The 24,916-nt window shown below is 74.7% G+C and carries 28 protein-coding genes and 1 pseudogene; 16 read left to right on the forward strand and 13 right to left on the reverse strand.

Annotated elements, in window-relative coordinates; all coding sequences use genetic code 11:
• A complete protein-coding gene (locus OG956_RS34075) occupies positions 1–621 on the reverse strand; it encodes a DUF4328 domain-containing protein (protein ID WP_330341866.1) in 621 nt (206 codons plus the stop codon).
• Between the two features lie 156 nt (positions 622–777).
• On the opposite strand from OG956_RS34075, the gene pgm reads away from it, so the two are divergent.
• The gene (gene pgm, locus OG956_RS34080) at positions 778–2,418 is read left to right on the forward strand and encodes a phosphoglucomutase (alpha-D-glucose-1,6-bisphosphate-dependent) (protein WP_330341867.1); all 1,641 of its coding nucleotides are present in this window, start codon (positions 778–780) and stop codon (positions 2,416–2,418) included.
• A 43-nt stretch (positions 2,419–2,461) separates the two neighbouring features.
• On the opposite strand, the gene OG956_RS34085 is transcribed toward pgm, so the two are convergent.
• Complete coding sequence (locus OG956_RS34085; protein ID WP_330341868.1) at positions 2,462–3,379, reverse strand: SGNH/GDSL hydrolase family protein; 918 nt, start codon at positions 3,377–3,379, stop codon at positions 2,462–2,464.
• Positions 3,380–3,685: 306 nt separating this feature from the next.
• On the opposite strand from OG956_RS34085, the gene OG956_RS34090 reads away from it, so the two are divergent.
• On the forward strand, positions 3,686–4,342 hold the full coding sequence (locus OG956_RS34090) for a maltokinase N-terminal cap-like domain-containing protein (RefSeq protein ID WP_330341869.1): 657 nt from the start codon (positions 3,686–3,688) through the stop codon (positions 4,340–4,342).
• Positions 4,343–4,569: 227 nt separating this feature from the next.
• Positions 4,570–5,409, forward strand: a complete 840-nt coding sequence (locus OG956_RS34095; RefSeq protein ID WP_330341870.1) for a lysozyme — start codon at positions 4,570–4,572, stop codon at positions 5,407–5,409.
• A gap of 171 nt (positions 5,410–5,580) precedes the next feature.
• Here OG956_RS34095 and OG956_RS34100 read toward each other — a convergent pair whose 3' ends face one another.
• Positions 5,581–6,216 (reverse strand): LysE family transporter, encoded by a 636-nt coding sequence (locus OG956_RS34100; RefSeq protein ID WP_330341871.1) that lies wholly within the window; start codon positions 6,214–6,216, stop codon positions 5,581–5,583.
• A gap of 187 nt (positions 6,217–6,403) precedes the next feature.
• On the opposite strand from OG956_RS34100, the gene OG956_RS34105 reads away from it, so the two are divergent.
• The gene (locus OG956_RS34105; protein WP_330341872.1) at positions 6,404–6,901 is read left to right on the forward strand and encodes a molybdenum cofactor biosysynthesis protein; all 498 of its coding nucleotides are present in this window, start codon (positions 6,404–6,406) and stop codon (positions 6,899–6,901) included.
• Here the strand turns inward: OG956_RS34105 and OG956_RS34110 are convergent.
• Positions 6,898–8,028, reverse strand: a complete 1,131-nt coding sequence (locus OG956_RS34110) for an FUSC family protein (RefSeq protein WP_330343023.1) — start codon at positions 8,026–8,028, stop codon at positions 6,898–6,900. The two genes, OG956_RS34105 and OG956_RS34110, sit on opposite strands and share 4 nt — an antisense overlap.
• A gap of 116 nt (positions 8,029–8,144) precedes the next feature.
• Complete coding sequence (locus tag OG956_RS34115; RefSeq protein WP_330341873.1) at positions 8,145–9,302, reverse strand: FAD-dependent monooxygenase; 1,158 nt, start codon at positions 9,300–9,302, stop codon at positions 8,145–8,147.
• 44 nt (positions 9,303–9,346) lie between these two features.
• On the opposite strand from OG956_RS34115, the pseudogene OG956_RS34120 reads away from it, so the two are divergent.
• Positions 9,347–9,757, forward strand: a pseudogene (locus tag OG956_RS34120) (TetR/AcrR family transcriptional regulator); the annotation flags it as partial.
• A 23-nt stretch (positions 9,758–9,780) separates the two neighbouring features.
• On the opposite strand, the gene OG956_RS34125 reads toward OG956_RS34120, so the two are convergent.
• Positions 9,781–10,944, reverse strand: coding sequence for an AI-2E family transporter (locus OG956_RS34125; RefSeq protein ID WP_443065632.1), 1,164 nt, complete (start codon positions 10,942–10,944; stop codon positions 9,781–9,783).
• Between the two features lie 134 nt (positions 10,945–11,078).
• Positions 11,079–11,813, reverse strand: a complete 735-nt coding sequence (locus tag OG956_RS34130) for a nitroreductase (protein WP_330341875.1) — start codon at positions 11,811–11,813, stop codon at positions 11,079–11,081.
• A gap of 242 nt (positions 11,814–12,055) precedes the next feature.
• Here OG956_RS34130 and OG956_RS34135 point away from each other — a divergent pair, with 242 nt between their 5' ends.
• Entirely contained in the window at positions 12,056–12,232 is a 177-nt protein-coding gene (locus tag OG956_RS34135; RefSeq protein ID WP_330341876.1) for a hypothetical protein, read from the forward strand.
• Positions 12,233–12,273: 41 nt separating this feature from the next.
• Here OG956_RS34135 and OG956_RS34140 read toward each other — a convergent pair whose 3' ends face one another.
• Positions 12,274–12,642: an ANTAR domain-containing protein gene (locus tag OG956_RS34140; protein ID WP_330341877.1), complete on the reverse strand. Its 369-nt coding sequence runs from the start codon at positions 12,640–12,642 to the stop codon at positions 12,274–12,276.
• Between the two features lie 197 nt (positions 12,643–12,839).
• Positions 12,840–13,274, reverse strand: a complete 435-nt coding sequence (locus tag OG956_RS34145; protein ID WP_330341878.1) for a DUF2267 domain-containing protein — start codon at positions 13,272–13,274, stop codon at positions 12,840–12,842.
• A gap of 229 nt (positions 13,275–13,503) precedes the next feature.
• Between OG956_RS34145 and OG956_RS34150 the strand changes: the two genes are divergently transcribed.
• Entirely contained in the window at positions 13,504–14,241 is a 738-nt protein-coding gene (locus OG956_RS34150) for an MgtC/SapB family protein (protein WP_330341879.1), read from the forward strand.
• A 47-nt stretch (positions 14,242–14,288) separates the two neighbouring features.
• On the opposite strand, the gene OG956_RS34155 is transcribed toward OG956_RS34150, so the two are convergent.
• Positions 14,289–14,780 carry a DUF1360 domain-containing protein gene (locus OG956_RS34155; protein WP_330341880.1) on the reverse strand — a complete coding sequence of 164 codons (492 nt, stop codon included), beginning with the start codon at positions 14,778–14,780 and terminating at the stop codon, positions 14,289–14,291.
• A gap of 244 nt (positions 14,781–15,024) precedes the next feature.
• Between OG956_RS34155 and OG956_RS34160 the strand changes: the two genes are divergently transcribed.
• From OG956_RS34160 to hypE, 9 genes are all read left to right on the forward strand, one after another.
• Positions 15,025–15,555, forward strand: coding sequence for a hypothetical protein (locus OG956_RS34160; protein WP_330341881.1), 531 nt, complete (start codon positions 15,025–15,027; stop codon positions 15,553–15,555).
• A 126-nt stretch (positions 15,556–15,681) separates the two neighbouring features.
• Entirely contained in the window at positions 15,682–16,050 is a 369-nt protein-coding gene (locus tag OG956_RS34165) for a low affinity iron permease family protein (protein ID WP_330341882.1), read from the forward strand.
• A gap of 66 nt (positions 16,051–16,116) precedes the next feature.
• A complete protein-coding gene (locus tag OG956_RS34170; RefSeq protein WP_330341883.1) occupies positions 16,117–17,823 on the forward strand; it encodes a hydrogenase maturation protein in 1,707 nt (568 codons plus the stop codon).
• The gene (locus tag OG956_RS34175) at positions 17,820–18,386 is read left to right on the forward strand and encodes a hydrogenase maturation protease (protein ID WP_330341884.1); all 567 of its coding nucleotides are present in this window, start codon (positions 17,820–17,822) and stop codon (positions 18,384–18,386) included. Before OG956_RS34170 ends, OG956_RS34175 begins: the two co-directional genes overlap by 4 nt.
• Positions 18,387–18,458: 72 nt before the next feature.
• Positions 18,459–19,181 (forward strand): hydrogenase nickel incorporation protein HypB, encoded by a 723-nt coding sequence (gene hypB / locus OG956_RS34180; RefSeq protein ID WP_330341885.1) that lies wholly within the window; start codon positions 18,459–18,461, stop codon positions 19,179–19,181.
• The gene (gene hypF / locus OG956_RS34185) at positions 19,178–21,523 is read left to right on the forward strand and encodes a carbamoyltransferase HypF (RefSeq protein WP_330341886.1); all 2,346 of its coding nucleotides are present in this window, start codon (positions 19,178–19,180) and stop codon (positions 21,521–21,523) included. The genes hypB and hypF overlap by 4 nt, the downstream gene beginning before the upstream one ends.
• A 4-nt stretch (positions 21,524–21,527) precedes the next feature.
• Positions 21,528–21,818, forward strand: coding sequence for a HypC/HybG/HupF family hydrogenase formation chaperone (locus OG956_RS34190; RefSeq protein ID WP_076096141.1), 291 nt, complete (start codon positions 21,528–21,530; stop codon positions 21,816–21,818).
• On the forward strand, positions 21,815–22,993 hold the full coding sequence (gene hypD, locus OG956_RS34195; RefSeq protein ID WP_330341887.1) for a hydrogenase formation protein HypD: 1,179 nt from the start codon (positions 21,815–21,817) through the stop codon (positions 22,991–22,993). Before OG956_RS34190 ends, hypD begins: the two co-directional genes overlap by 4 nt.
• Positions 22,986–24,065 carry a hydrogenase expression/formation protein HypE gene (hypE, locus tag OG956_RS34200; protein ID WP_330341888.1) on the forward strand — a complete coding sequence of 360 codons (1,080 nt, stop codon included), beginning with the start codon at positions 22,986–22,988 and terminating at the stop codon, positions 24,063–24,065. Before hypD ends, hypE begins: the two co-directional genes overlap by 8 nt.
• A 20-nt stretch (positions 24,066–24,085) precedes the next feature.
• On the opposite strand, the gene hypA is transcribed toward hypE, so the two are convergent.
• The 3 genes from hypA to OG956_RS34215 are packed head-to-tail and all read right to left on the reverse strand — an operon-like array spanning position 24,086 to position 24,901.
• Positions 24,086–24,457: a hydrogenase maturation nickel metallochaperone HypA gene (gene hypA, locus OG956_RS34205; RefSeq protein ID WP_330341889.1), complete on the reverse strand. Its 372-nt coding sequence runs from the start codon at positions 24,455–24,457 to the stop codon at positions 24,086–24,088.
• Positions 24,458–24,464: 7 nt separating this feature from the next.
• Positions 24,465–24,662 (reverse strand): hypothetical protein, encoded by a 198-nt coding sequence (locus tag OG956_RS34210; protein WP_330341890.1) that lies wholly within the window; start codon positions 24,660–24,662, stop codon positions 24,465–24,467.
• A 32-nt stretch (positions 24,663–24,694) separates the two neighbouring features.
• Positions 24,695–24,901 (reverse strand): hypothetical protein, encoded by a 207-nt coding sequence (locus tag OG956_RS34215; protein WP_330341891.1) that lies wholly within the window; start codon positions 24,899–24,901, stop codon positions 24,695–24,697.
• Positions 24,902–24,916: the final 15 nt, after the last annotated feature.

Raw genomic sequence — 24,916 nt, forward strand, 5'->3', positions numbered from 1 at the left:
TCATGAGACGTGCGGCAGGCCGGCGGGAGCGGGCACCTGGCCCCCCGCGCCGAACCCGGCGGCCTGCCGCACCGTGATGCGCTGGATCAGCACGACCGCCAGGGCGGCGGCCGTAAGGTCCAGGGACTCGGACGCCACCAGCAGGGACGGCGAGGTTCCGCCGGCCAGGTTCACGGCGGCGAGTGCCAGCAGCGCGTGCCCGACCCAGGCCGCCCACCAGACGTTCACGAGAAGGTCTCCGCGGCCCGCGTCCGCGCCGTCGGGTGCGCTCGCGCGCTGGACGTCCCGTACCAGCCCGCGCGGCGCCCAGAGGTTGAGCACCGGTATCAGCCAGAGCAGTACGGCCCAGCCGACGGAACCGGGAACCCGGCCCGGCGAGAGCAGTTCGGCGTTGCGCCGGCAGCGGACGAACCACAGCAGGAACAGCACGACCGCGGCCGTCATCAGATTCACGTAGATCATCGACACCCGGGCGGAGCCGGCGGCCGTCGCGGCCGACGGGTGCAGCAGACGGGCACGGACGTCCAGCGCCCGGACCAGCCCGGCACCGGCGGCGGCGAGCACGGCGAGCTGGGCGCAACGAGCGAGGAGCCAAGGAGCTCTGACGGAGGATCCGGTCACGGTGAGACCTGTCTGTGGAAGGCGTCCCGCACGGCGGCGGGCCTGCGGGAAAGATCGCGGCACCGGATCATAGGGCGGGGTGCACTCGCGTGTCAGGGGCCTGACCGGGAAAGATGGGCGTGAGCGATCGATCCGACGACGCGGAGGAGCGGACTCATGCCGCACGAGCGAGCCGGCCGGCCGGCCGGTCCCGAGGACCTTGTCGACGTTGCCCGGCTGGTCACGGCGTACTACGCACTGCACCCGGACCCGGCCGACCCGGCACAGCGGGTGGCGTTCGGCACCTCCGGCCACCGGGGCTCGTCCCTGGCGAGCGCCTTCAACGAGGACCACATCGCCGCCACCAGCCAGGCCATCTGCGAGTACCGCGCGCAGCAGGGGACCGACGGCCCGCTGTTCCTCGGCGCCGACACCCACGCCCTGTCCGAGCCCGCGAAGGTCACCGCGCTGGAGGTGTTCGCCGCCAACGGCGTCACCGTGCTCGTCGACAGCGCCGACGGGTACACGCCGACCCCGGCCGTCTCGCACGCGATCCTCACCCACAACCGGGGCCGCACCACCGGCCTGGCGGACGGCGTGGTCGTCACCCCGTCCCACAACCCGCCCGCCGACGGCGGCTTCAAGTACAACCCGCCCAGCGGCGGCCCCGCGGCCTCCGACGCCACCTCCTGGATCCAGGACCGGGCCAACGAGATCATCACCGGCGGCCTGAAGGACGTACGCCGGGTGCCGTACGCGCGGGCGCTGGCGGCGCAGACGACCGGGCGGTACGACTTCCTCGGCGCCTACGTCGGCGATCTGCCGAGCGTGCTGGACCTGGACGCCGTGCGCACGGCCGGGGTCCGCATCGGCGCCGACCCGCTCGGCGGGGCCTCCGTGGCCTACTGGGGGCGCATCGCCGAACAGCACGGCATCGACCTCACCGTGGTCAACCCGCACACCGACCCCACCTGGCGGTTCATGACGCTGGACTGGGACGGCCGGATCCGCATGGACTGCTCCTCGCCGTACGCGATGGCCTCCCTGATCGACCGGCGCGACCGGTTCCGCATCGCCACCGGCAACGACGCCGACGCCGACCGGCACGGCATCGTCACCCCCGACGCGGGCCTGATGAACCCCAACCACTACCTCGCGGTCGCCATCTCCTACCTCTACCGGCACCGCGACCGCTGGCCCTCGGACGCCGGCATCGGCAAGACGCTGGTGTCCTCCACGATGATCGACCGCGTGGCCGCCGACCTCGGCCGGCGGCTCGTCGAGGTGCCGGTCGGGTTCAAGTGGTTCGTGGACGGACTGGCCGGCGGCACCCTCGGCTTCGGCGGCGAGGAGTCCGCCGGCGCCTCCTTCCTGCGCCGGGACGGATCGGTGTGGACCACCGACAAGGACGGCATCCTCCTCGCCCTGCTCGCCTCCGAGATCACGGCCGTCACCGACCGGACCCCGTCGGAGCACTACGCAGACCTGACCGCCCGCTTCGGCGAACCCGCCTACGCCCGCACCGACGCGCCCGCGACCCGCGAACAGAAGGCGCTGCTGGGCAGGCTGTCACCGGCCCAGGTCACCGCCGACACGCTCGCCGGGGAGGCCGTCACGGCGGTGCTGACCGAGGCGCCCGGCAACGGCGCCGCGATCGGCGGCATCAAGGTCACCACCGACAACGCCTGGTTCGCGGCCCGCCCTTCGGGCACCGAGGACGTCTACAAGGTCTACGCCGAGTCCTTCCTCGGCCCCGACCACCTCGCCCGGGTGCAGGAGGAGGCCCAGGCGGTGGTGCTGGGCGCGCTGGGCGGCTGAACGGAGAGCGGGGCCGTCCGATGCGGCGGCCCCGCGCCCGGACTCAGTCCCGTCCGCGTCCCTGGCCGAGCCGCTCCAGCACGGCCTGCGCCATGGCGTCCTCTCCCTTGGCGTTGGGATGGGCCGGGGCCGCCGGGGAGGCCGGCCGAAGGGGCTCGATCCAGCGGTCCGCGGGCGCCTTGCACATGTCGTGGCCGGCCGTGGGGGTGTAGGTGTCCACGTACTCGGCGCGGTTCACCCCGGCCACCAGGCGCAGCATCAGGTTCAGCCGCTTCTCGGTGTCCCTCAGGTACGGGAAGTCCTTCTGCGCGAACGGCACCTGCGGGAAGCAGCCGCTGCCGTCGTCGGGCAGCAGGTCCGGGTAGCCGACGACGACCACGCGCGCGTGCGGCGCCCGCGCGTGCACGGCCCGCAGCACCCGGGCGACCTTCGGCGCGGTCTCCACGATCGCCAGGGTCAGCTGGTCGTAGCCGGCCGCGGTGTAGGAGCGCTCGCAGGGGTTGCCCGTCGGGTCCTGGGCGGCCAGGCGGGCGCACGTGCTGATGATCGGCCCGAAGCCCACGTCGTTGCCGCCGATCTGGAGGGTGACCAGGTCGGTGTCCCGGTGCACGGCGTCGAGCTGGGGCGCGTTGGTGCCCTGCGCCTGCCACATCTCGGCGGTCGTGGCCCCGGCACAGCTGACGTCGTCGAAGCCGCTCACCTGCCGCCGGGCCGCCACCAGTGAGGGGTAGTCGTGGTCGGAGCGGGCGCAGCCGGCGTCCACCTGCTGCGGGATGCCGGGGCCCGAGGTGTAGGAGTCGCCGAGCGCGACGTACTCGGTGCCGTGTCCGTCTCCCTGGACATGCGCGGAGACGGGCGCCGTGGTGGCGCCGACGAGGGCGCAACCGCCCAGCACCGCTCCCAGTACGGCCGCTCCCCGCCGGCCTCTCGCCCCGCTCGCCGCACCCGTGCCGTTCGCCATGGATCCTCCCCCTGAGGCCGGTTCATCGCACGGTTGCGGCCCCGAAGAGCGGCCCTCGCGCGTTCGACCGGTTCTGTATACCGTCCGGTAGGTCTCCCCGGCCAGAAGCGGGAGGCAACGAGTTGGGCGTCCCACGGGCCGCCGGCGTCGGCCACGGCCGCGCGCTGCACGCCGAGCCCCAACTCCCCCCGGGCGGGCGGCAGATGGAGGCCGCAGCCGACGGCGGCGCGGGGGAACGACCTGCGGGAACCATGTGCCAAGCTGGTGCGGGTCAGTTTCCGCACCACGTCCAGGAGCCCTGCCCGTATGGCCATCATCCACCGCACCACGCTGAAGCCCACGAAGCTGGAGCTGCTCACCGACTGGCTGCCCTCGCGCCCCTGGTACCGCGGCGGCCCGGACGCCCCGGCGCTGACGAAGTCCGGCGGCTTCCGGCTGGAGGACCCCGAGGGCGAGGTCGGCATCGAGTTCATGGTGGCCACCGACACCTCCGCCCCCGAACCGACCGCCTATCTGGCCCCGTTGACCTACCGCGCCGCGCCGCTGGCGGGAGCCGAGCACGCGCTGGTCGGCACGACGGAGCACGGCGTACTGGGCAGCCGCTGGGTCTACGACGGCTGCCACGACCCGGTGCTGGTCGCCGAGCTCCTCGCGCTGATCGAGGGCAGGGTCCCCGCGCACGCCCAGAGCATCGACGGCGCCCTCGACCCCGAGGTGGTCCGCTCGTACACCGGCGCCCCCCTGACCCCGGACGGCCTCACCCCCGAGCCGGCCGACGACCGCGAGGGCACCCGCATCCCCGCGCCGCACGGCACGGTCCTCCACATCCACAGGGTTCTGCGCCCCGTCCCCGAGAACCCGCCGCTGCGCCCCGAGGGAGCCGTCGGACATGTGGCACGCGGCTGGCAGGACCCGCAGGGCACGCCGCTGGCGGCGGTCTTCGTGTCGCTGCACACGGCGTGACCGGCACGGCCACTGCCGCCGCCCCCAGCACCGGGCCTCACCTCCCGCCGAACCCGGCCCGCGCCGACGGCTGATCCGGCGCGGGCCGGCCGCGTGACGCGTCCCTTTCCGGCTGCTCCCACGGCCGGGCCGTACGCCGGCAGGGGCCACCCATACGGCCCAAGCACGGCCCGCGATGGCTTCGTTGGGGCGCTCCCGGAGTGCGGTACGGCCCGAGACCGGGTCAGATGGGTTACGTGCGAAGCTCCGTATGCCTCAAGCGCGGCCGCTCACGGCTGGCCCTCATGGGCGCCCTGACCGGCCTTCTCCTGACCCTGTCCAGCCCCGCGGCCCGATCGGACTGGGCCCCGGACACACCCCCGCGCGGCAGTGCCTACATGGGCATCGGCGTCCTGGCCCACGACGGACGCTCCGTCGACGGCCTGCCCTCCGCCAGCCGGGCGAGCCAGCCGGAGGGCGTCGACGTCTCCAGCTACCAGCGAGACGTCGCCTGGCCCACCCTGTGGGCCGGCGGCATCAAATGGGCGTACACGAAGGCCACCGAGGGGACGTACTACACCAACCCCTACTTCCCCCAGCAGTACCACGGCTCCTACAGCATGGGCATGATCCGCGGGGCGTACCACTTCGCCACCCCGGACTCGACCGGCGGCGCCGCGCAGGCCGACTACTTCGTGACGCACGGCGGCCGCTGGAGCCGTGACGGCAAGACGCTGCCCGGCGTGCTCGACATCGAGTGGAACCCGTACGGCGACGCCTGTTACGGCAAGTCCGCGAGCGCCATGGTCCGCTGGATCCGCGACTTCCTCAACCGCTACAAGTCCCGCACCGGACGGGACGCCGTCATCTACACGGCGACCAACTGGTGGAAGCAGTGCACCGGCAACTACTCCGGCTTCGGCGGCAATCCGCTGTGGATCGCCCGCTACGCCTCGACCGCCGGGACACTGCCGAGGGGCTGGTCCATCTACACCATGTGGCAGTACACCTCGTCCGGCAGGACCGTGGGCGACCACGACCGCTTCAACGGCTCCCTGAGCCGGCTGAAGGTGTTCGCGAACGGCTGACCCGTCCGCCGGCGCCGCGGCACCGGCGGACGGGTCACCCGTTCGGCGAGGCTTGCTCCGGCACCGCGAATCGAGGCCGAACGGCCGGTCGCCCTCCTGCGGGTGGCGCCGCTAGGTCCTGTCGTCAAACTCCCGCCCTCCGGGCGGACGGCGGGAGTTTGACGACAGGACCTAGGAGCCGGGCGCGGCGAGCATGCGCAGGGCGAGCGCGGCCATCACGGCGCTGGAGAGCACGGCCGTCATCAGCCGGCCGCGGCTGCCGGTCAGGAGCCGGCCGAGCAGCGCCCCTCCGCCGGCCAGGAGCAGCTGCCAACTGGCGGACGCCGCGAAGGCGGCCAGCACGAACACGGCCCGGTCGAGGCGGTCCGCGGTCGCGGAGGCCTGACCGCCCAGCACCAGGGCCGCGAAGTAGATCACGGTGACCGGGTTCATCATCGTGACACCCCACAGCGCCAGGAAGGCCCGGGCCGGGTGCGGGGGCGTCCCGTCGCTCCGCGTGGCCGTCGGTGGCCTGCGGTGATGCGCGATCGCCGTCGTCGCACCGCGGACCGCCAGCACCACCAGCACCAAGCCGGCGAGCAGGCGCAGGGGGCTCATGAGGGGCTGGAGGGCGTGTGCCAGCGCCGAGCCCCCGATCATGGCGATCAGGGCGTAGACGCCGTCCGCGGTCGCGACCCCCAGCGCGGCGCACGCGCCGGTCCTCCACGAGGTCCGGGCGGTCAGCGCCACCAGATACGTCCCGACGGCCCCCACCGGCACGGCGATGCCGTACCCGGCGACGAGCCCCGCGACCAGCGCGGCGGTCATGCGGGGACGGGCGTCGGCCTCCGCCGTCGGCCGCGCTGCTGCTGCCCGGACACCGATCGGTCGGTGGTGGCCGGAGACAGGAAGGCGGTCAGCGAGATCATGGGGCGATCATGACGGCGGTCACTCCGCCGCCACAACTTCTTTTCCGGTACTGCCGCCCGGGCGGCGCGGCCCGTAGGCTCGGCATGTGCCGCGTGTGGACATCCTTCAGCTGCTGGTCTCCCCGGTGCACCGGCTCGCGGGCCGGCCGGGGGACGGGATGCCCGACCTGCCGCCCGGCGAACTGGTGACGACGGCAGAGGTGCGTGCCGGGCTCGGACTCGTCGGCGACCGGTACTTCAACCAGCCCGCGCACCGCAACGCCTCGCTCACCCTCATGGCCGTCGAACGGCTTCCGCGGCCGGGACCGGCGGACCTGCTGCGCACCCGGCGCAACGTCCTGCTGCGCGGCGTCGACATCGACGCCTACGTCGGGGCGACCGTCTTCCTCGACTGCGGCGCCGGCCCCGTGGACCTGCAGGTGCACAGCGCGGCGCGGCCCTGTGCCTGGATGGACACCACCGTCGGCCCCGGTGCGCAGCGCGCGCTGCGCGGCGGCGGGGGAGTGCGCTGCCGGCCGCTGACCGACGGCATCCTCACCGTGGGCCCGGCCCTGTTCGGCGTACGGGAGCCCGGCTCGCCCTAGGCGTCCGGGACGACCAGCTGATCGGCCAGCCGGTGCGCCTGGGCGAGCAGCGCGCCGTACGTGGCGACCTCGTCGGGGTCGTCCGTCATGGAACGGACCAGGTCCCGGCGGAGCGTGTCCAGTGTCGTGCGCAGCCGCGCCACGGCGGCGCGCAGTTCGTCGTCGCGCTCGTCGTCGAACCGGCTGTGGCTGTAGAGCCGCAGCGCGTGGGCGGTGCGGTACAGGAACTCGCCGTAGCGGCGCGCCAGTTCGGGATGCGGGCGCGGTGCGGCGCGGTCCTCGGTGGCGGCCTCCAGCACCGTGCGGGTCACGCCCGCCGTGTGTACGGCCGCGTAGTCCAGCACCAGGATCGCGTCGTCGTACCCCTTGCCGGGCGGTGGCACGCGACCGGTGCGACGGCGCAGATTGGCCCGCAGGCTCTCCCGGCTCCACGCGACCGTGGAGCGGGCCTGCTCCACCAGCCCGTGCAGCCGCAGCGCCCGCTCGTGCCGGGCGGCGGCCTCCTCGGCGTCCCAGCGTCCCTCGGTCAGCCCCTCCGCGACGGCCCGCAGAATGTCGTGGGCCTCCTCGGTCGCGTCCCGCAGCACGGCCCGGCTGTCCCGCAGGTACAGCGGCGGCCTGAGCAACGCGTTGACGGCGATGCCGACCACGGCGCCGAACAGCGCTTCGGCGAGCCGGGCCGCGGACGTGGCGACGCTGACGGCCCCGTTGGTCAGGACGAACAGGGCGCCGGTGGCCGCGTAGATGCCCTGGCTGCCCAGGCGCCGCCACTGGCCGAGCAGCATCGCGAGCGGCAGGACGACGGCCATCGCGGCCATCGTGCCGGGCAGCAGCAGCGCCAGGGCGGTGGCCAGGATCGTGCCGGCCGCGATCGCCGCCAGCTGCTGCAGGCCGTGCGCGATCGACCGGTACACGGTGGACTCGACCAGGACCACCGCCACCCAGGGCGCCACGAACGCCACCGGGGCGTGCAGCCACCAGCCCGCCACAGCCCACGCCAGCCACGCGGCCAGCGCCGCCTTCACCGCCTGCGCCGCCAGATCCCGCTCCCGGCACGGCCCCGCCCAGGCCCGCCCCACGGCGTGCGCCGCGGCGGTCACCTCCCGCCGCAGCGCCTGCCCCGTCATCCGTATGTCCCGCACACCGTCCTGGGTGCCACCCAGGGCCCGGCCCACACCGCCGACCTGCGGTGTCGGCGGTCACTGCGGTCACAAGGGCGGGTGTGGGCGTGGCCCGGAGGCTGTCAGGGCAGGGTGGGCGGGGTCCAGTCGGCGTGGCGGAGGATCGTCCGCATCGCCACACGGGACGGGGTGATCCGCAGCGCGGTGTTGCGCAGGGCGGCGGCCAAAGGACGGGACAGTTGCTGCCCCATCCTGCCCGCCTGCCGTGCGGCGCGGGCTACGGCCTGGGCGCGTGGGCGGCGTTCGGCGTCGTAGCGGGCCAGTGCCGAGGCCACCGAGGTTTCCGCGGCGAGCGCGGCGGCGAGTGTGGCCGCGTCCTCCAGGGCCTGGCAGGCGCCCTGGCCGAGGTTCGGCGTCATGGCGTGCGCCGCGTCGCCGAGGAGCACCACCCGGCCCGCGACGAACGACCGCAGCGGTGTGGCCAGTTCATGGATGTCGTAGTGGAGCACGGCCTCCGGCCGGGTCGCGTCCAGCAGCGCCGGGATCGGATCGTGCCAGCCGCCGAAACGCCGGCGCAGCATGCCGAGCGGGTCGGCGTGGCGGACACCGGGCGGCGCGGTCAGCACCGCGTGCCACTCGGCCCGGCCGTCGGCGAACGCGATGTGCCCGAACTCCGCGCCCTCGCCCCAGGTCAGCTCGAAGTCGGTGCGCAGATCGAGCGGCCGGTCGGTGACGGCCCGCAGCACCGTCGAGCCGCTGTACGCCGGGCCCGGATGGCCGGGGAACAGCTGTCCGCGCAACCGGCTGCCCACCCCGTCGGCCGCGACGACCAGGTCCGCCTCCAGCACCTCGTCCCCGGCCGGCACGCCCACCCGGCCCGCGGCGGAGCGGTCCACCCCGGGCACGGTGACGCCGACGAGCAGGCACTCCGGCGGCAGGGCCGCGCGCAGCAGCCGGTGCAGTTGCGCGCGCCGGATGCCGACGATGGGCGTGCCGAGGGCGCGTTCGAGGGCGGCGCCGTCCATCGCCGTGAGCCACCGGCCGCCGGGGGTGCGGGTGCCGCCGGTGTACTGCGGGCGGGCCGCCGCCCGCACGGCCGCGCCGACGCCGAGCGCGTCGAGCGCGCGCAGCCCGTTGGCGTGCAGCGAGATGCCCGCGCCCGCGTCGGCCAGGGTGCCGGCCCGCTCGAGGACCCGTACGTCCCAGCCGGCCCGGCGCAGCCCGATCGCCGCCGCGAGACCGCCGATGCCACCCCCGACCACCACCGCCGTGCCACTCATCCCGGAACCCCCTTCGACCTCGGTTCGTCTCGGTTCTTCTACCGGTCCGGCGTCTGGTGGCACTCGACCAGGCCGAACTGGCGGAGGTCGGGTCGCGGGCGCCGTCGCCGCTGACCGCCGGGGAACTGGTCGCGGGGCTCGTGGAGTTCGCCGGCGTACGGCTCGCCGGGGAGAGCCGCAGGCGGTCGCTGGCGCGCTACGCGTGCGCGGTGGAGAGCGCGCGGCATCCGGAGCTGCGCGAGATCCTCGTCCCCCGCGACAACGCGGCACGCCGGGCGGTGGCCGACTTCCTCGCCGCCCAGGGCGTGGCGGACCCGGAGCAGCGCACCGTGACGCTGCTGACCTGCGTGGACGGCCTGGTCTTCGACCGGCTGGTGAACGGCGGAAGCGTGTCGGAGGAGGAGATCCGCGGACTGGTGACGGCGGCTCTGCGCCGAGCGGCGCGGCCGGCGTGACCGAGCGGCCGGGCAGGCGCCCGCTACGGCGGCACCGCGCGCAGTGCGCGCAGCACGGCCCACACCACCGACACCAGCGGGACGGCCACCACGGCGCCGATCACCCCCGCGACGATGCTCCCGGCGATCACCGACACGGCGACGACCAGCGGATGCAGCCGCACCGCCCAGCTCATCACCAGCGGATGCAGCACATGCCCCTCCAGCTGGCCGATCACCACGATCAGCGCCAGCACGGCCAGCGCCGTCAGCGGCCCCCGCCCGGCGAGCGCGACGACCGTGGCCACGCCGAGCGCCACCGGCGACCCCACCAGCGGCACGAACGCGGCGAAGAACTCCAGCAGCGTCAGCGGCAGCGCGAGCGGCACCCGCAGCACGAGCAGCACCACGCCGACGAGTACGGCGTTGGTCGCGGCCACGATGATGATCCCGCGGGTGTACCCGGCGAAGGCCCGCCAGGCCGCCCGCCCCGCCCTGTCCCAGGCCGGACGCGCACCGGCCGGCAGCAGCTGGTCGCTGATCCAGCGCCACAGGCGTTCCCCGGAGTGGATGAAGAACACGGAGGCGAACAGCGCGAGCGCGCCCCCGGCGGCCAGCTCGATCACCCGCGTCAGCCCGCTGACGGCGCGGTTGAGCAGGCTGGACCGGTGCGCGGCGAGGTACTGCGTCACCTGGTTCTCCAGCGCGGACAGCCGGCCGGGACTGAGATGGAACGGCGGCCGCCGCAGCCACTGCTCGATGCGGTGCACACCGCCCCGGAACTCGCCCGCGAGCCGGGCGGACTCGCCCGCCACGGCGTTGCCCACCAGCGCGAGCAGCGCCAGGAGCAGCAGGATGCTGCCCACCAGGGCCACGGCGACGGACAGCGGCCGCGGCAGGGCCCGGTTCAGCAGATCCGTGAGCGGGCGCAGCACGGAGGTGACGATCAGCGCGAGGAACAGGGCCACGGCGATGAGCTGGAAGCTGCCGAGGACGCTGAAGACGCCGTAGACGACGATTCCGACGAGGATGAGCCGCCAGGCGTAGGCCGCGCCGACCCGGAGCCACGGCACCGTGCGCTCGGCCGCCGGCACCGGCTCGGTGCGCGGGACGGCCGGCAGCCGCACGGTGTACGCCGGCCGGCTCCCCAGCACGCGCCGCCCGCGCCGGCCGTCCGGCCAGGCCGCCCGCCGACGCGGATCGCCCACCACGCTTCCGGCTCCTCTCCGTCACCCCTGATGACGCCCGGTCACATGAACAGAACGGTAAGCGCCCACGGCGTGCGGGGCGCGCGGAACGTGTCCGTGCGCGGTTTCCGCCGGACGGCGGCGTTTCGGTGCCGTCAGCCGGTCGCCGTGCCCTCGTTCCTCTCCGGCGAGGCCTCCCGCCGGGCCCCGGTGTCCCCACCGCCGCCGTCGCCGAGGAACGTGACGGTCTCGTCGAGGGGCGCCCGGTCGATACGGGCGAAGGGCGCCGCCGGATCCTCGTAGCCGATCGACACGCCCGCGAACAGCACCAGCTCCGGTGGGGGCGAGACCACCTCCGCGACCGTCCGGTGGTAGACCGACCACGCCATCTGGGGGCAGCTGTGCAGCCCTTCGGCGCGCAGCAGCAGCATCACCGTCTGCAGGTACATCCCGAGGTCGGCCCACTGGGCCGCGCCCATGTCCCGGTCGATGTAGGACAGCAGGAGGCAGGGGGCGCCGAAGCAGCGCCAGTTCGCGGCGACGGCCGCACGGCGGGCCGTCCCGTCTCCGCGCCGGATCCCCAGTGCCCCGAAGCGCTGGGCGGCGGCAGCCGCGCGCCGCTGACGGTAGGGGGACTTCGGATCCGGCGGATACATCCGGTACTGCCGCTCGTCCCCGGGATCGCCGGCCGCCGCGCGCTCGGCGGTGCGCTGCTTCAGCTCGGCCAGCGGGGCGCCGGTGAGCACGTGGATCCGCCAGGGCTGGAGGTTGCCGCCCGAGGGCGAGCGCGCGGCGGCGGTCAGCACCCGCTCCAGTGCCGCACGCGGGACCGGCCGGTCCGTGAAGGCCCGCACCGCCCGCCGGCTCGCCACCGCCTCGTACACATCCACCCGTATGACCTCCTGACCGTCCGGCGTCTCCTGCCGTACTGACGGAGGCCGGCCGGCGGATGTGACGAGGTGGGCGCGCGGAGGGCGGCTCGCCACGCCGGCCCCAGCCGCGCGCTCATGCCACAGACGGGAGTCGGTGGGCGACGCCGCCGGAAGGCACTCACAGGACATTCACATATGTGACGGGTGGCCGGGTGTGCCGGGGGCACTCGGGCGGTGTCGCCGGCAGAGAGAAGTCCGCCGTGATAACTGTCGCCGTGTTGTTGCTCCCCGTGCTCAGCATCCTGCTGTACGGCCTCGACCAGGTCGAGGACCGGTGGTTCGTACGGCCGCCCGCGGCTCGGAAGGCCAAGCCGCACCGGCACCGCCGTAGTCAAGGCGGGCCGTCACTGAACAGCCGCGTCACCGAACAGCCGTGAGGCGGCCCCCGATTCCTCGGGAGGCCGCCTCGGCGCACCGCTCACCGGTCGGTCGTGCTGCCCGTGCCGCCCTCGGCGCACCGCCGGTAGCGCACGATCGCCCGGCCCAGCTCGATGCGCTCCTCTTCGGGAAGGGTGCCGCCCTGGGCGTAGTCCAGGATGTGCTCGGCGACGGTCCGCAGTTTGGTGTTGGTGCGCTGGGAGACGTCCCGCAGCGCCCGCCAGGCTTCCTCCGGGGCGATCTGCCCGAGGACGACCACGGCGCCGATGGCCTGGTCGATCACCGCGTGCGAGGTCACCGCACGCTGCAACTGCTGGTTCTCGGCGACCAGCCGGTCGTACTCCGCGGCGAGGTCGGTGTTCGAGAGCAGGACCAGCGGCTCATGCCGCGAGAGGGCGAAGAAGGTCATGGAGCACCTTTGCGGGTGGAGGGCGTCATACTGCCACGCCTGCCCTCGACGGGCGCCGGCACACCGGCCCTCGATGAGCGCTTGACCACCAATTGAACCAGCGGGGCGCGGCACCGTCACGCCGCACGGGCCTCTCTTACGGTGCGCACATCCGTGCGCCGGTTCCGCGCCCGTGCGCCCGCGCCCGCGCGCCGGTGTCAGGCCTCCTGGCGTGCGCTCTCGGTGGCGCGGGCCACCGGCAGCAGCTCGCGGATGTCCCGGGGAAGAGCCTCGGCCATCCGCTCGGTCAGTTCCGGGGCGAGCGCGGCGTCGAGCACCTCCAGCACGGCGGCGGCCTCGCGCAGCGCCCTGTCCTCGTCGGTGCCCGCACGGTCGGCGATGCGTCCGGCGAACACCGTCAGCCCGAACCGTTCGCCCGCCGCACCGGCGTCCGTCCCGGCCGAGGCATCGGCCGCCTCCCGCATCGCCGCCGCCATGTCGGGCGGCAACTGGGCGGCCACATGCCGGGCCAGCCCGGACGGCAGCCGCTCCGCCAGCGTCCGCACGACCGCGTGCGCGGCCCGTTCGGCCGAACCCCGGTCCGGCAGTTGCGCCAGCGCCTGCACCTTTCCGATCATCTCGTCGTGCCGCATGAGACCGGTCCCTTCTTCACGAGGCCCCGAACGGTGCGGTGCGCGCCGACCGCAGTGCGGCCCGACCGCGGGCAAGGCACGAACGCCGGTTCCGCCGGAGGCCCCGCCCGAGTACCCGGTCGCCGCGGCCGGTACGCGGCTCGCCGGAGTGCCGGTCCCGTCGCGGGGTAGATGTGAGCGCCGGATCATCGGACGACCCGGACGTCGGCGGGGCGAGAGCGAGGTGTGCATGACGGGAACGGGTCTGGCGGCGCCGTTGTGGGACGTGCACAACGGCCAGGGACTGCGGCAGCTGTCCGAACTGGCGCTGGCGCTGCTGCTCTCCAGCCTGATCGGCTGGGAGCGGGAGGCGCAGCAGAAGAGCGCCGGAATGCGCACGCACACGCTGGTCGGCATCGCGAGCGCGCTGATGATGGAGGTGTCCCAGCACGGGTTCACCGCGGTGCTCGGCCTGCAGAACGTCTCCTTCGACCCCTCCCGGGTCGCGGCCCAGATCGTCTCCGGCATCGGCTTCATCGGCGGCGGCCTGATCTTCGTACGACGGGACGCCGTACGCGGCCTGACGACGGCCGCCACCATCTGGCTGACCTGCGCGGTCGGCATGGCCTGCGGCGGCGGGCTACCGGTCCTCGCGGTGGCGGTGACGGCGCTGCACTTCCTCGTGGTGCGGGGATACACCCGGTTCACGTCCCGGCTTCTCCCGGCCACGGCCGCCGCCGCCTTCGAGGCACGGCTGACCTACCGCACCGGCTCGGCCCTGCTGCCGCGGCTCATGCAGACCTGCACCCGGCGCGGCTTCAGGATCACGCAGGTCAAGGTCGAACGGCTGCCGGGCCGCACCGACGACGCGGCCCGCGTGCTGCTGGAACTGGAGGGCGCCGGCGACCCGACCGGACTGGCGTCGGAGCTGTTCCAGGACGAGGGCGTCATCGACGTCGAGGTGAGCGCGGCCGCGGACGACGCCTAGCCCGCACGGCGTCCCGCGTGTCCCCGGAGAAGGCGGCCGCCAGCGGTTCAGCTCTCCGCCGCCTGCTGTGTCCACGTCCAGGCGTACTGCAGCCAGTCCGCGGCCGTCAGCGCGCCGAGGCCGCCGCAGACCAGGCGGGTGAGGCGGGGCGCCGCCGTGTAGGAGCACACCAGGGTGCCCGCGACCCAGGCGGAGGTGCAGAACGGGCAGCACAGCAGGTCGCCCACGGCCCGCCGCAGCCCGTCGCCCCGCGGTTCGTCGATGACCTCGTTCCCCTCGCCCTCGCCCGTGCGGCGGCTGAACGGCGCCCGCACAAAGCTCGTGACCTTGTCCCGGGTCAGCAGCCTGGACGCCTTGTACGTCGCCGTCCCCAGCAGGACGACGTCCCACGGCGGCACCGTCTCCGGCAGCCGCACACCCCGGCGCCGGGCCAGCAGCGCGAAGGCACCCGCGCCGGACGCGAAGACGGAGGCGAGCGTGGCGTACCCGCCGAGAGGGACGTCGCTGTGGTCGTCGTACTGCCCGGCGTCCTTCGTCATGCCCCTGACCTCCGATGAGTGTGCCGGCGTGGCGCGCGACGAGTTCCCCGGGGCGCGGCGGCGACACGTGACGGCGCCGGCCGCGGCCCGCGGGCGGCGCGCCGGGAACAGAGGGGGAGCAGCCGCCCGCCGACGTGGGCGATGCCACATATGACCTGCTTCGCACTCCCTCCCGGCGACCCCGCGGGCCGGGCTACCGTTGCGTGGAGCTCCTGTTCCCCCTCGCCTCTCGGACGGCCCAGCTGTGCTCACAGATCTGTCCCCCCTCATCGCCGCGACGGCGCGCTGGCTGACGGCCGCCTATCCGCCCAGCGGCGGCGCGCTCGCCGCCGCGCTGTGCGAGGTGCAGGCCCGGCAGGCGGTGATGGTCGCCGCATGGCTGCGCTACCCGACCGACATGGACGCGGCCCTGGTCACCATGGCGGGCCCCGGCGGCGCCGCCCGGCTGGACTGGATCACCGGCGCCGAGCGGACCGGCGAGGACGGCGCGGACGAGGACTGGGCCTGGCGGACCTGGGTGGACGAGGTCGTGGCCAGCTGGGCGGCCGGCCTGCTCACCGACCCCGAGCTGGCCCGGCTGGCCGTCGCCGCACTCGCCGAGGGCGAACACGCCTCGGGCACGACGGCCGAGTTCCGCCGCCTGCTCGCCCCTGACGACGGCGACCGGCGCGCCGCCGCCCTGCTGCGCCACCCCGACCTCCTCGCCCCCGTGGCCGAGCTGCACCTCGACGCGCTCCTCGACCGCCTCGGCCCCGGCCGCACCCTCGCCGCCTGAGCATCCCGGTCGGCCGGACGGCCCGGCACCGTGCGCGCCCGCCGGGCCGCCACCCGTGTCGTACGCCCTGCCCGGGGGTACTGCGGAGCTGGTCCGGATCCGTCCGCCGTGAGGTGAGGCCCGGCCATGACCTTCAAGAACCCCGTGCACCGCGGCGGGCCGCGCCGCGGCCGCTTCGAGCAGTTCGCCGAGTACGCGTCCAACTTCACCAGCTCGCCGGTGTTCTTCCTCCTGTGCCTGTGCCTCGTCGGCTTCTTCGCCGCCGCGCACGTCGCGCATCTGCGGCTCGAACTGCTGCTGCTGGCGGGCGAGTCCATGACCGCGGTCACCCTGCTGCTCCTCGCCCTGCTGAAGAACGCCGAGATGCGGGCCGAGCACGCCATCCAGCGCAAGCTCGACGCGATCGCCCGGGCCCTGCTGGAGGCCCACGCCGACGACGGGAGCCGGGCCTACGAGGACCTGCGGAACGCGATCCGCATGGAGGAGGAGACCTGAGCGCGGGGGACAATACGGCGCGGCGGTGCTTCACGCCGCCCCGCACAGGGACGACGATGCCGTGTCATGGACATTTTGCTCGTCGCCAGCGCGTTCAACAGCCTCACCCAGCGGGTGTTCGCCGAACTGACGGACCACGGGCACCGCGTGGACGCCGTCCTCGCCTCGCACGGCCCCGACCCCGTCCGGGCCGCCGTACGCGAACTGCGCCCTCAGCTCGTCATCGCGCCCATGCTCAGGACCGCGCTGCCCGAGGACCTGTGGCGCGACCACACCTGTCTCATCGTGCACCCGGGGCCGCCGGGCGACCGCGGCCCGTCCTCACTGGACTGGGCCATCGCCGAAGGGGCGGGGGAGTGGGGCGTGACGGTCCTGCAGGCCGAGGCGGTGATGGACGCGGGCCCGGTCTGGGCGGCGGAGCCGTTCCCCGCACTGCCCGTCGGCAAGAGCGACCTGTACCGCAACGAGGCCTCCGACGCCGCCGTCACCGCCGTCCTCACCGCCGTACGGCGCTACGCCGAGGGCTCCTACAAGCCCCGGCCGCAGACGGACGGCTCGGTCGGCGTGGTCTGGCGCGAGGTCTTCCGGCAGGACCGGCGGCGGATCGACTGGGAGCGCGACGACACCGCAACCGTCCTGCGCAAACTCCGCGGCGCCGACTCCCAGCCGGGCGTCCTGGACGACCTCCTCGGCCGGGAGGTGTTCCTGCACGGCGGACACCCCGAGGACCGGCTGCGCGGCCGCCCCGGCGACCTCCTCGCCCGGCGGGCCGGCGCCGTGTGCCGGGCCACCCGCGACGGCGCGGTGTGGATCCCGGAACTCCGCCCCCGCAAGAGCTCCGGCGACCCCGCGCCCTTCCGCCGCCCGGCCGCCTCCGTGCTCGCCGCCTGGGAACCCTCCCTCCGGCTCCCGGAGGACCCCGCCCCCCTGGAACTGCCGGACGAGCGGCGGACCTGGACCGACATCCGCTACCGGGAGCACGGCGACACCGGCTTCCTCGGCTTCTCCTTCCCCGGCGGGGCGATGAGCACCGACCAGTGCCGCCGGCTCCTCGCCGCCTACCGGCACGCGCTCACCCGGCCCACGCGCGTCCTCGTGCTCGGCGGGTCCCGCGACTTCTTCTCCAACGGCATCCACCTCAACGTCATCGAGGCGGCCCCCGACCCCGCCCAGGAGTCCTGGGTCAACCTCAACGCCATCGACGACCTGGTCGAGGCGGTGCTGCGCACCACCGACCGGCTGGTCGTGGCGGCGCTCGCCGGCAACGCGGCGGCCGGCGGCGTCATGCTCGCCCTCGCCGCCGACGAGGTGTGGTGCCGCACCGGCGTCGTCCTCAACCCGCACTACCGGCGCATGGGCCTGTACGGCTCGGAGTTCTGGACGTACAGCCTGCCGCGCCGCGTCGGAGCGGAGACCGCCCGCCGGCTGACCACCGAGGCCCTGCCCGTGAGCGCGGCGTCCGCCGAGCGGCTGGGACTCGTGGACCGGCTGGTCCCGGCCGCGCCCGGCGCCTTCCCGGCCGAGGTGCGCCGGCTGGCGGCCGAACTCGCCGCCTCGCCCTTCCTGGAGGCACGCGTCGCCGCCAAGGCCGCGCGCGCCGAAGAGGAGCACGAACCCCCGCTCGCCGCCTACCGCGAGGCCGAACTGGCCCGGATGCACACCATCTTCCACGACCCGGAGGCGCCCTATCACGCCCTGCGGTCGGCTTTCGTCCGCAAGATCCCGTCCGGCTCGCCCCGGCCCCTGACCCCGCCCGCCGGAGTCCTCCGGTGACGCCGCGGCTGCTGGTCGCCGGCGTCGGCAACATCTTCCTCGCCGACGACGCCTTCGGTCCCGAGGTGATCCGCGCCCTCGCCCGGCGCCCGCTGCCGCCCGAGGTCCGGGTGCGCGACTACGGCATCCGCGGCATGGACCTCGCCTACGCCCTGCTCGACGGGTACGACACCGCCGTCCTGGTCGACACCGCGCGACACGGCCACCCCCCGGGCACCCTCTTTCTGATCGAGGCAGAACCGCCCGGCGGCGACGTCGTGCCCGAGGCCCACGGCATGGACCCGGCGAAGGTGCTCGCCCTGGCCGCCCACCTCGGCGAGGAACCCCTGCCCCGGGTCCTGGTGCTGGCCTGCGAACCGCAGGTGCTCCCCGACGGCGACGAGGACCTCCTGCCCGGACTCAGCGCACCCGTCGCACAGGCCGTCCCCCGGACCGTGGACGCGCTGCACACCCTGATCCCGGCCCTGCTCGCCGACCCCCGCGCGCCCGCGCCCCCGTTGGGCTGCCCGGTGGAATCCGGGCCCCCGCACCCGGCTGCGCTGCCCGGTACGGCGGCCGGCTGAGCGGAAGATCGGTGGAGCCCGCGCCGCAGGGACGCGGCCGGGCTCCACCGCCGCATCCGAGGAGCAGCGCCCATGTGCGGGTCCGACGTCAAGCAGGCCGTCCTCGCGAAGAACGACGACCTGGCCGCCGAACTGCGCGCCGATCTCGCCCGGCAGGGCGTGACCGTCGTGAACCTGCTGTCCAGCCCCGGCAGCGGCAAGACCGAACTCCTCGGCCGGGTCCTGGCCCGCGCGGTGCAGCGCGAGGTGCCGGTGGCGGCGCTCACCGCGGACCTGGCCACCGAGAACGACGCCGTCCGGCTGGCCCGCTCCGGCGCCCCCGTCCAGCAGCTGCTGACCGACGGGCTGTGCCATCTGGAGGCCCGGCAGGTGCGGGCCCGGCTGGCGGGCTGGCTGCCCGAGAACACCGAGGTCCTCTTCGTGGAGAACGTCGGCAACCTCGTCTGCCCGGCCGCCTACGACCTCGGCGAGACGCTGCGGGTCGTGCTGATGGCGGTCACCGAGGGCGAGGACAAGCCGCTGAAGTACCCCACCGCTTTCGGCTCCGCCCACCTCGTCGTCGTCACCAAGACCGACCTCGCCGAGCCGGCCGGCTTCGACGAGGCCGTCTTCCGGGCGAACGTGCACCGCGTCAACCCGGGCGTGGAGATCGTACGGTCCTGCGCCCGCACCGGCGCCGGCGTCGGCACCCTCCTCGACCGCGCCCTCGCCGCCCGGGACGGCACGCTCCACCGCCCGCCCCTCGCGCCCCGTCCGCACGGCCACCACCACAGCGCGCCCGCCCCCGCCGTATGACGGCGCCCCCCACCGGCCTGGTGCGCCGCCGGCTCACCGTGCGCGGCACCGTGCAGGGCGTCGGCTTCCGGCCCCATGTGCACCGGCTGGCCGCGGGCCTGGGCCTGGCCGGATTCGTCGGCAACACCGGAGACGGCGTGATCGTCGAGGTGGAGGGCCCGGCGCAGGACGTCGAGCGGTTCTGCGCCGCGCTGGCCGAGCAGCCGCCGCCCCTGGCCACCGTGACCGGCATCGCCGGCGAGGACCTGCCCGCGACCGGCGAGGCGGGCCCCTTCGCCATCCGCGCCACCGAGCGGGCCGGCGGCCGCACCGAGCTGCCGCCCGACACCGCGACCTGCGCCGACTGCCTGCGCGAGCTGGCCGATCCGGCCGACCGCCGGCACCGGCACCCGTTCGTCACCTGCACCCACTGCGGCCCGCGCTTCACCATCGCCACCGGGATGCCGTACGACCGCGCGGCCACGACGATGGCCGGCTTCCCGATGTGCCCTTCCTGCGCCCACGAGTACGGCGACCCCGCCGACCGGCGCTTCCACGCCCAGCCGGTCGCCTGCCGCGACTGCGGGCCGCGGCTCGCCCTCGTCCCCGGCCTCGGCGGCCTGCGCCCGGCCCGGGACGCGCACGCCCTCGCCACGGCGCGGGCGCTGCTGGCCGCCGGGCGGATCGTCGCCGTCAAGGGCGTCGGCGGCTACCACCTGGCCTGCGACGCCACCGACGACCGGGCCGTCGCCACCCTGCGCGCCCGCAAGGAACGCGGCGGCAAGGCGTTCGCGGTGATGTGCGCCGACCTCGCCACCGCCGAGCGGATCGCGGCCGTCTCCACCGCCGAACGGCGCGCGCTGACCAGCCCCCGGCGCCCCATCGTCCTGCTCCGCCGGCGCACTCCCCCCGACGGCCTCCGCCTCGCCGGCCAGGTCTGCCCGGGCAGTCCGCACGTGGGCGTGATGCTGCCCTACACCCCCGTCCACACCCTGCTCCTGGGCCTGCCCGGCGATCCGCCCGGCCCCCGGGTCCTGGTGATGACCAGCGGCAACCGCTCCGGCGAACCCATCGTCACCGACGACGCCGAGGCCCTGGAACGGCTCGCCGGACTGGCCGACGCCTGGCTCACCCACGACCGGCCCATCGCCTCGCCGTGCGACGACTCCCTGCTGCGGGTCCGCCCGGACGGCACCGAACAGGTCCTCCGCCGCTCCCGCGGCTACGTCCCGCGCTCCCTGCGGCTCCCGGTGCCCGTACCGCCCGTCCTCGCCGTCGGCGGCGACCTGAAGAACGCGCTGTGCCTGGCCGAGGGCGAGCACGCCTGGTTCGGGCCGCACATCGGCGACATGGGCGAACTGGCCACCCTGGAGGCCGCCGAGCGCGCCGAACGGCACCTGACCCGCCTGACCGGAGTCGCTCCCGCGCTGGTCGCCGCCGACCGGCATCCCGGCTACCACTCCACCCGGCGGGCCCGCGACCGTGCCGCCCGACTGCCCGGCGGCGCCCTGCGACTGGTCCAGCACCACCACGCGCACATCGCCTCCGCGATGGCCGAAGGCGGCCTGGACGGCAGCACGCCGGTGATCGGCGTCGCCTTCGACGGCACCGGATACGGCGACGACGGCACGGTGTGGGGCGGCGAGATCCTGCTCGCCGACTACACCGGCTACCGGCGCTTCGCCCACCTGGCCCCCGCCCCGCTGCCCGGAGGCGACGCCGGCGTGGCCAACCCCTGCCGGCTGGCGCTGGCCAGGCTGTGGGCGGCCGGACTGCCCTGGGAGCCGGACCTGCCGAGCGTGCGGGCCTGCACGCCGACCGAACTCACCGTGCTGCAGCGGCAGTTGGAGCGTCAGCTGGCCTGCGTGCCGACGTCCGGCATGGGCCGCCTGTTCGACGCCGTGTCGTCGCTCGTGGGCGTGTGCCACCGGGCGGAGTACGAGGCGCAGGCCGCGATGGAGCTGGAGGCGGCCGCGCTCGAGGCCGTGGACGCGGACCGCGGGGCCTACCCCTTCGGGCTCACCCGGCCGGGCCGGATCGACCCGGCGCCCATGCTCCGCGCCCTCCTCGACGACCGGCGGCGCGGCACCCCCGCCCCGCTGCTCGCGGCCCGCTTCCACCGGGGCGCCGCACGGGCCGTCGCCGACCAGTGCCGACGCGCCCGCGCGGAGACCGGCCTCACCACGGTCGCCCTGACCGGAGGCGTCTTCGCCAACGGCCTGCTGGAGCAGGAGTGCACCGCGCTGCTGGCGCAGGACGGCTTCACCGTCCTGCGGCACGGCGAAGTCCCCCCGAACGACGGCGGGTTGGCGCTCGGCCAGCTCATGGTCGCGGGAACGGCAACCCCTCACGAGACGGAGTGACCCCATGTGTCTGGCAGTGCCCGGCAAGGTCGTGTCCATCGACCATCGCGCCGACCCCCTCACCGGGCTGATCGACTTCGGCGGAGTGCGCAAACAGGCGTGCCTGGAGTACCTGCCCGATGTGCGGGTGGGGGAGTACGTCATCGTCCACGTCGGCTTCGCGCTGCAGCGCCTGGACGAGGAGTCGGCACGGGCGTCCCTGGAGCTGTTCGAGCAACTGGGGCTGCTGGAGGAGGAGTTCGGGGACGCGTGGGAACAGGCGGCCCGGCAGGAGAGCGGGAGTGAGGCCCGGTGAAGTACATCGACGAGTTCAACGACCCCGAGCTGGCGCGCCGCCTGCTGGACGAGATCGGCGCCACGGTCACCCGGCCCTGGGCGCTGATGGAGGTCTGCGGCGGCCAGACCCACTCCATCATCCGTCACGGCATCGACCAACTCCTGCCGGACAAAGTCGAGTTGATCCACGGCCCCGGCTGCCCGGTGTGCGTCACACCGCTCGAGGTCATCGACAAGGCCCTGGACATCGCCGCTCGGCCCGAGGTGATCTTCTGCTCCTTCGGGGACATGCTGCGCGTGCCCGGCACCGATCGGGACCTGTTCCGCGTCAAGGGCGAGGGCGGCGACGTACGCGTCGTCTACTCACCGCTGGACGCCCTCGACCTCGCCCGGAAGAACCCCGACCGGCAGGTGGTGTTCTTCGCCATCGGCTTCGAGACGACCGCCCCGGCCAACGCCATGGCCGTCCACCAGGCCCGCCGCCTGGGCCTGGCCAACTTCAGCCTGCTGGTCTCCCACGTCCGGGTCCCGCCCGCGATCGAGGCCATCATGACGGCACCGGAGTGCCGGGTGCAGGGCTTCCTCGCCGCCGGGCACGTGTGCAGCGTCATGGGCACGGCCGAGTACCCCGGGCTGGCGGACAGGCACCGGGTGCCGATCGTCGTGACCGGCTTCGAGCCGCTGGACATCCTCGAGGGCATCCGCCGCGCCGTCCACCAGCTCGAGCGCGGCGAGCACCGGGTGGAGAACGCCTACCCGCGCGCCGTGCGGGAGGAGGGCAACCCGGCGGCCCTGCGCATGCTGGAGGACGTGTTCGAGGTCACCGACCGCAACTGGCGCGGCATCGGCCGCATCCCCGCCAGCGGCTGGCGGCTGTCCGACGCCTACCGCGCCTACGACGCCGAGCACCGCTTCGACGTCACCGGCATCCGCACCGAGGAGCCCGCCGTGTGCCGCGCCGGCGAGGTGCTGCAAGGACTGATCAGGCCCACCGAGTGCGAGGCGTTCGGCAAGGCCTGCACCCCGCGCACCCCCCTCGGCGCCACGATGGTCTCCAGCGAGGGCGCCTGCGCCGCGTACTACCTCTACCGCCGGATGACCGCCCCGGCGCCCCAGGGAACGCCCGCCGGGCAGGTCCCGCAAACCCCGCAGGTCCCGCAGATCCCGCACGAGGAGATGAACCCCGTTGGCTGACACCGCCACGCCCGGGACGGAGGTCGTCGACCCGGCGAACTGGAGCTGCCCCGCACCGCTGCGCGACCAGCCGGTCGTCGTCATGGGGCACGGCGGAGGCGGCGCCCTGTCCGCGGAGCTGATCGAGCAGGTCTTCGCCCCCGCCTACGGCAACCCCGTCCTCGCCGCCCTCACCGACTCCGCCGTCCTCGACCTGGGCGGCGCCCGGCTGGCCTTCTCCACCGACTCCTACGTCGTACGGCCGCTGTTCTTCCCCGGCGGCAGCCTCGGCGACCTCGCCGTCAACGGCACGGTGAACGACCTGGCGATGAGCGGCGCCCGGCCCGCCTACCTGTCGACGGCCTTCGTCCTGGAGGAGGGCGTGGAGCTGGAGGTCGTCGGCCGGGTGGCGCGGGCCGTCGGCGCGGCGGCGAAGGCCGCGGGCGTCACCGTCGCCACCGGCGACACCAAGGTCGTGGAGTCCGGACACGGCGACGGCGTCTACGTCACCACCGCCGGCGTGGGACTCGTACCCGACGGGGTCGACATCCGCCCGCAACGCGCCCGGCCCGGCGACGCCGTGATCGTCAGCGGGCCCATCGGCCTGCACGGCGTGGCGGTCATGAGCGTGCGGGAGGGTCTGGAGTTCGGCGTCGAGATCACCTCGGACACCGCGCCCCTCGCGGACCTCGTGGCGGCCATGCTGGCGGTCACGAAGGACATCCACGTGCTGCGCGACCCGACCCGCGGCGGCCTCGGCGCCTCTCTGAACGAGATCGCCCGCGCCTCCGGCACCGGCGTCCGCCTGCGCGAGCGGGCCCTCCCGGTCCCGGAGGAGGTGCAGAACGCCTGCGGCTTCCTCGGCCTGGACCCGCTGTACGTCGCCAACGAGGGCCGGCTGGTCGCCTTCGTGCCCCCGGAGCACGCCGAGGCGGTGCTGGCGGCGATGCGGGCACACCCGCGGGGCGCCGGCGCCGCCCTCATCGGCGAGTGCGTGGCGGACCACCCGGGCATGGTCGTCGTCGCCACCGGTCTCGGCGGCACCCGGGTGGTGGACCTGCCGCTGGGCGAGCAGCTGCCCCGCATCTGCTGAGCCGCGCCCCGGCCCCGTACTCAGCGCGGGGCCGGTTCCGGTTCCGGGTCCGCCGGCCGGACCTCGGTGATCTCCAGCTCCCGTCCGCTGCGCAGCTCCTGGGAGGGCCGGTCGCAGCGCGGGCACCAGAAGAACGGCGGCATGCCCACCGCGAACTCCTCGGCGCACGGTGCGCACCAGGCGCGCGCCGTGACCTGCTCGACGACCAGCTCGGCCGCGGCGAGTGCCGTGTCCTGCCGGGCCACCTCGAAGGCGAAGTGCAGCGCGTCGGGCACCACACCGGCCAGCTCGCCCACGCGGACGGTCACCGCCGAGACGGCGTCCGTCCCGTCCGCGCGGGCGAGTGCGCCGGCCTGCTCCACGATCGCGGTCGCGATCGACAGCTCGTGCACGGCCGGCTCAGCGCGGGCGCTTGGCGCCGGAGCGCAGATTGCTCATGCGCCAGATGCGCACCTCGCGCACGATGCCCGGCAACTCCTGGACGAACAGCGCGAGCGTGACCGCGCCGAGCAGCACGCCCTGGGCGATCAGCACGCGTTGTGCCGTCGTCCCCGTACGCGCCGCGCCGCATCTCCTTGCCGCTGGTCGCTTTCCCATCCCGATGCCCTTCCGCTTGCGCATTCCGCCGCTCATCCCGGCGAGATGTTCGGCATGATCTTCATGATGGCGTCGTGCCGCTTCCAGTGGATCCCGGTGGAGCGGCGCGCGTCGGAGGTGCCGTCCCTGTGGTGCCCGGTCTGGTGCTGGTACGGGCCCTTGTTGCCCTGGTGCAGCCCGCGCACGTGCTTCGGCGTGTCGGGCTTCGCCTGGGGGCGGCCCACCCGTATGGCGCTCATGACTGTTCTCCTCTC

It is taken from the genome of Streptomyces sp. NBC_00557 (assembly GCF_036345995.1).
In the GTDB taxonomy this organism is placed as follows: Bacteria; Actinomycetota; Actinomycetes; order Streptomycetales; family Streptomycetaceae; genus Streptomyces.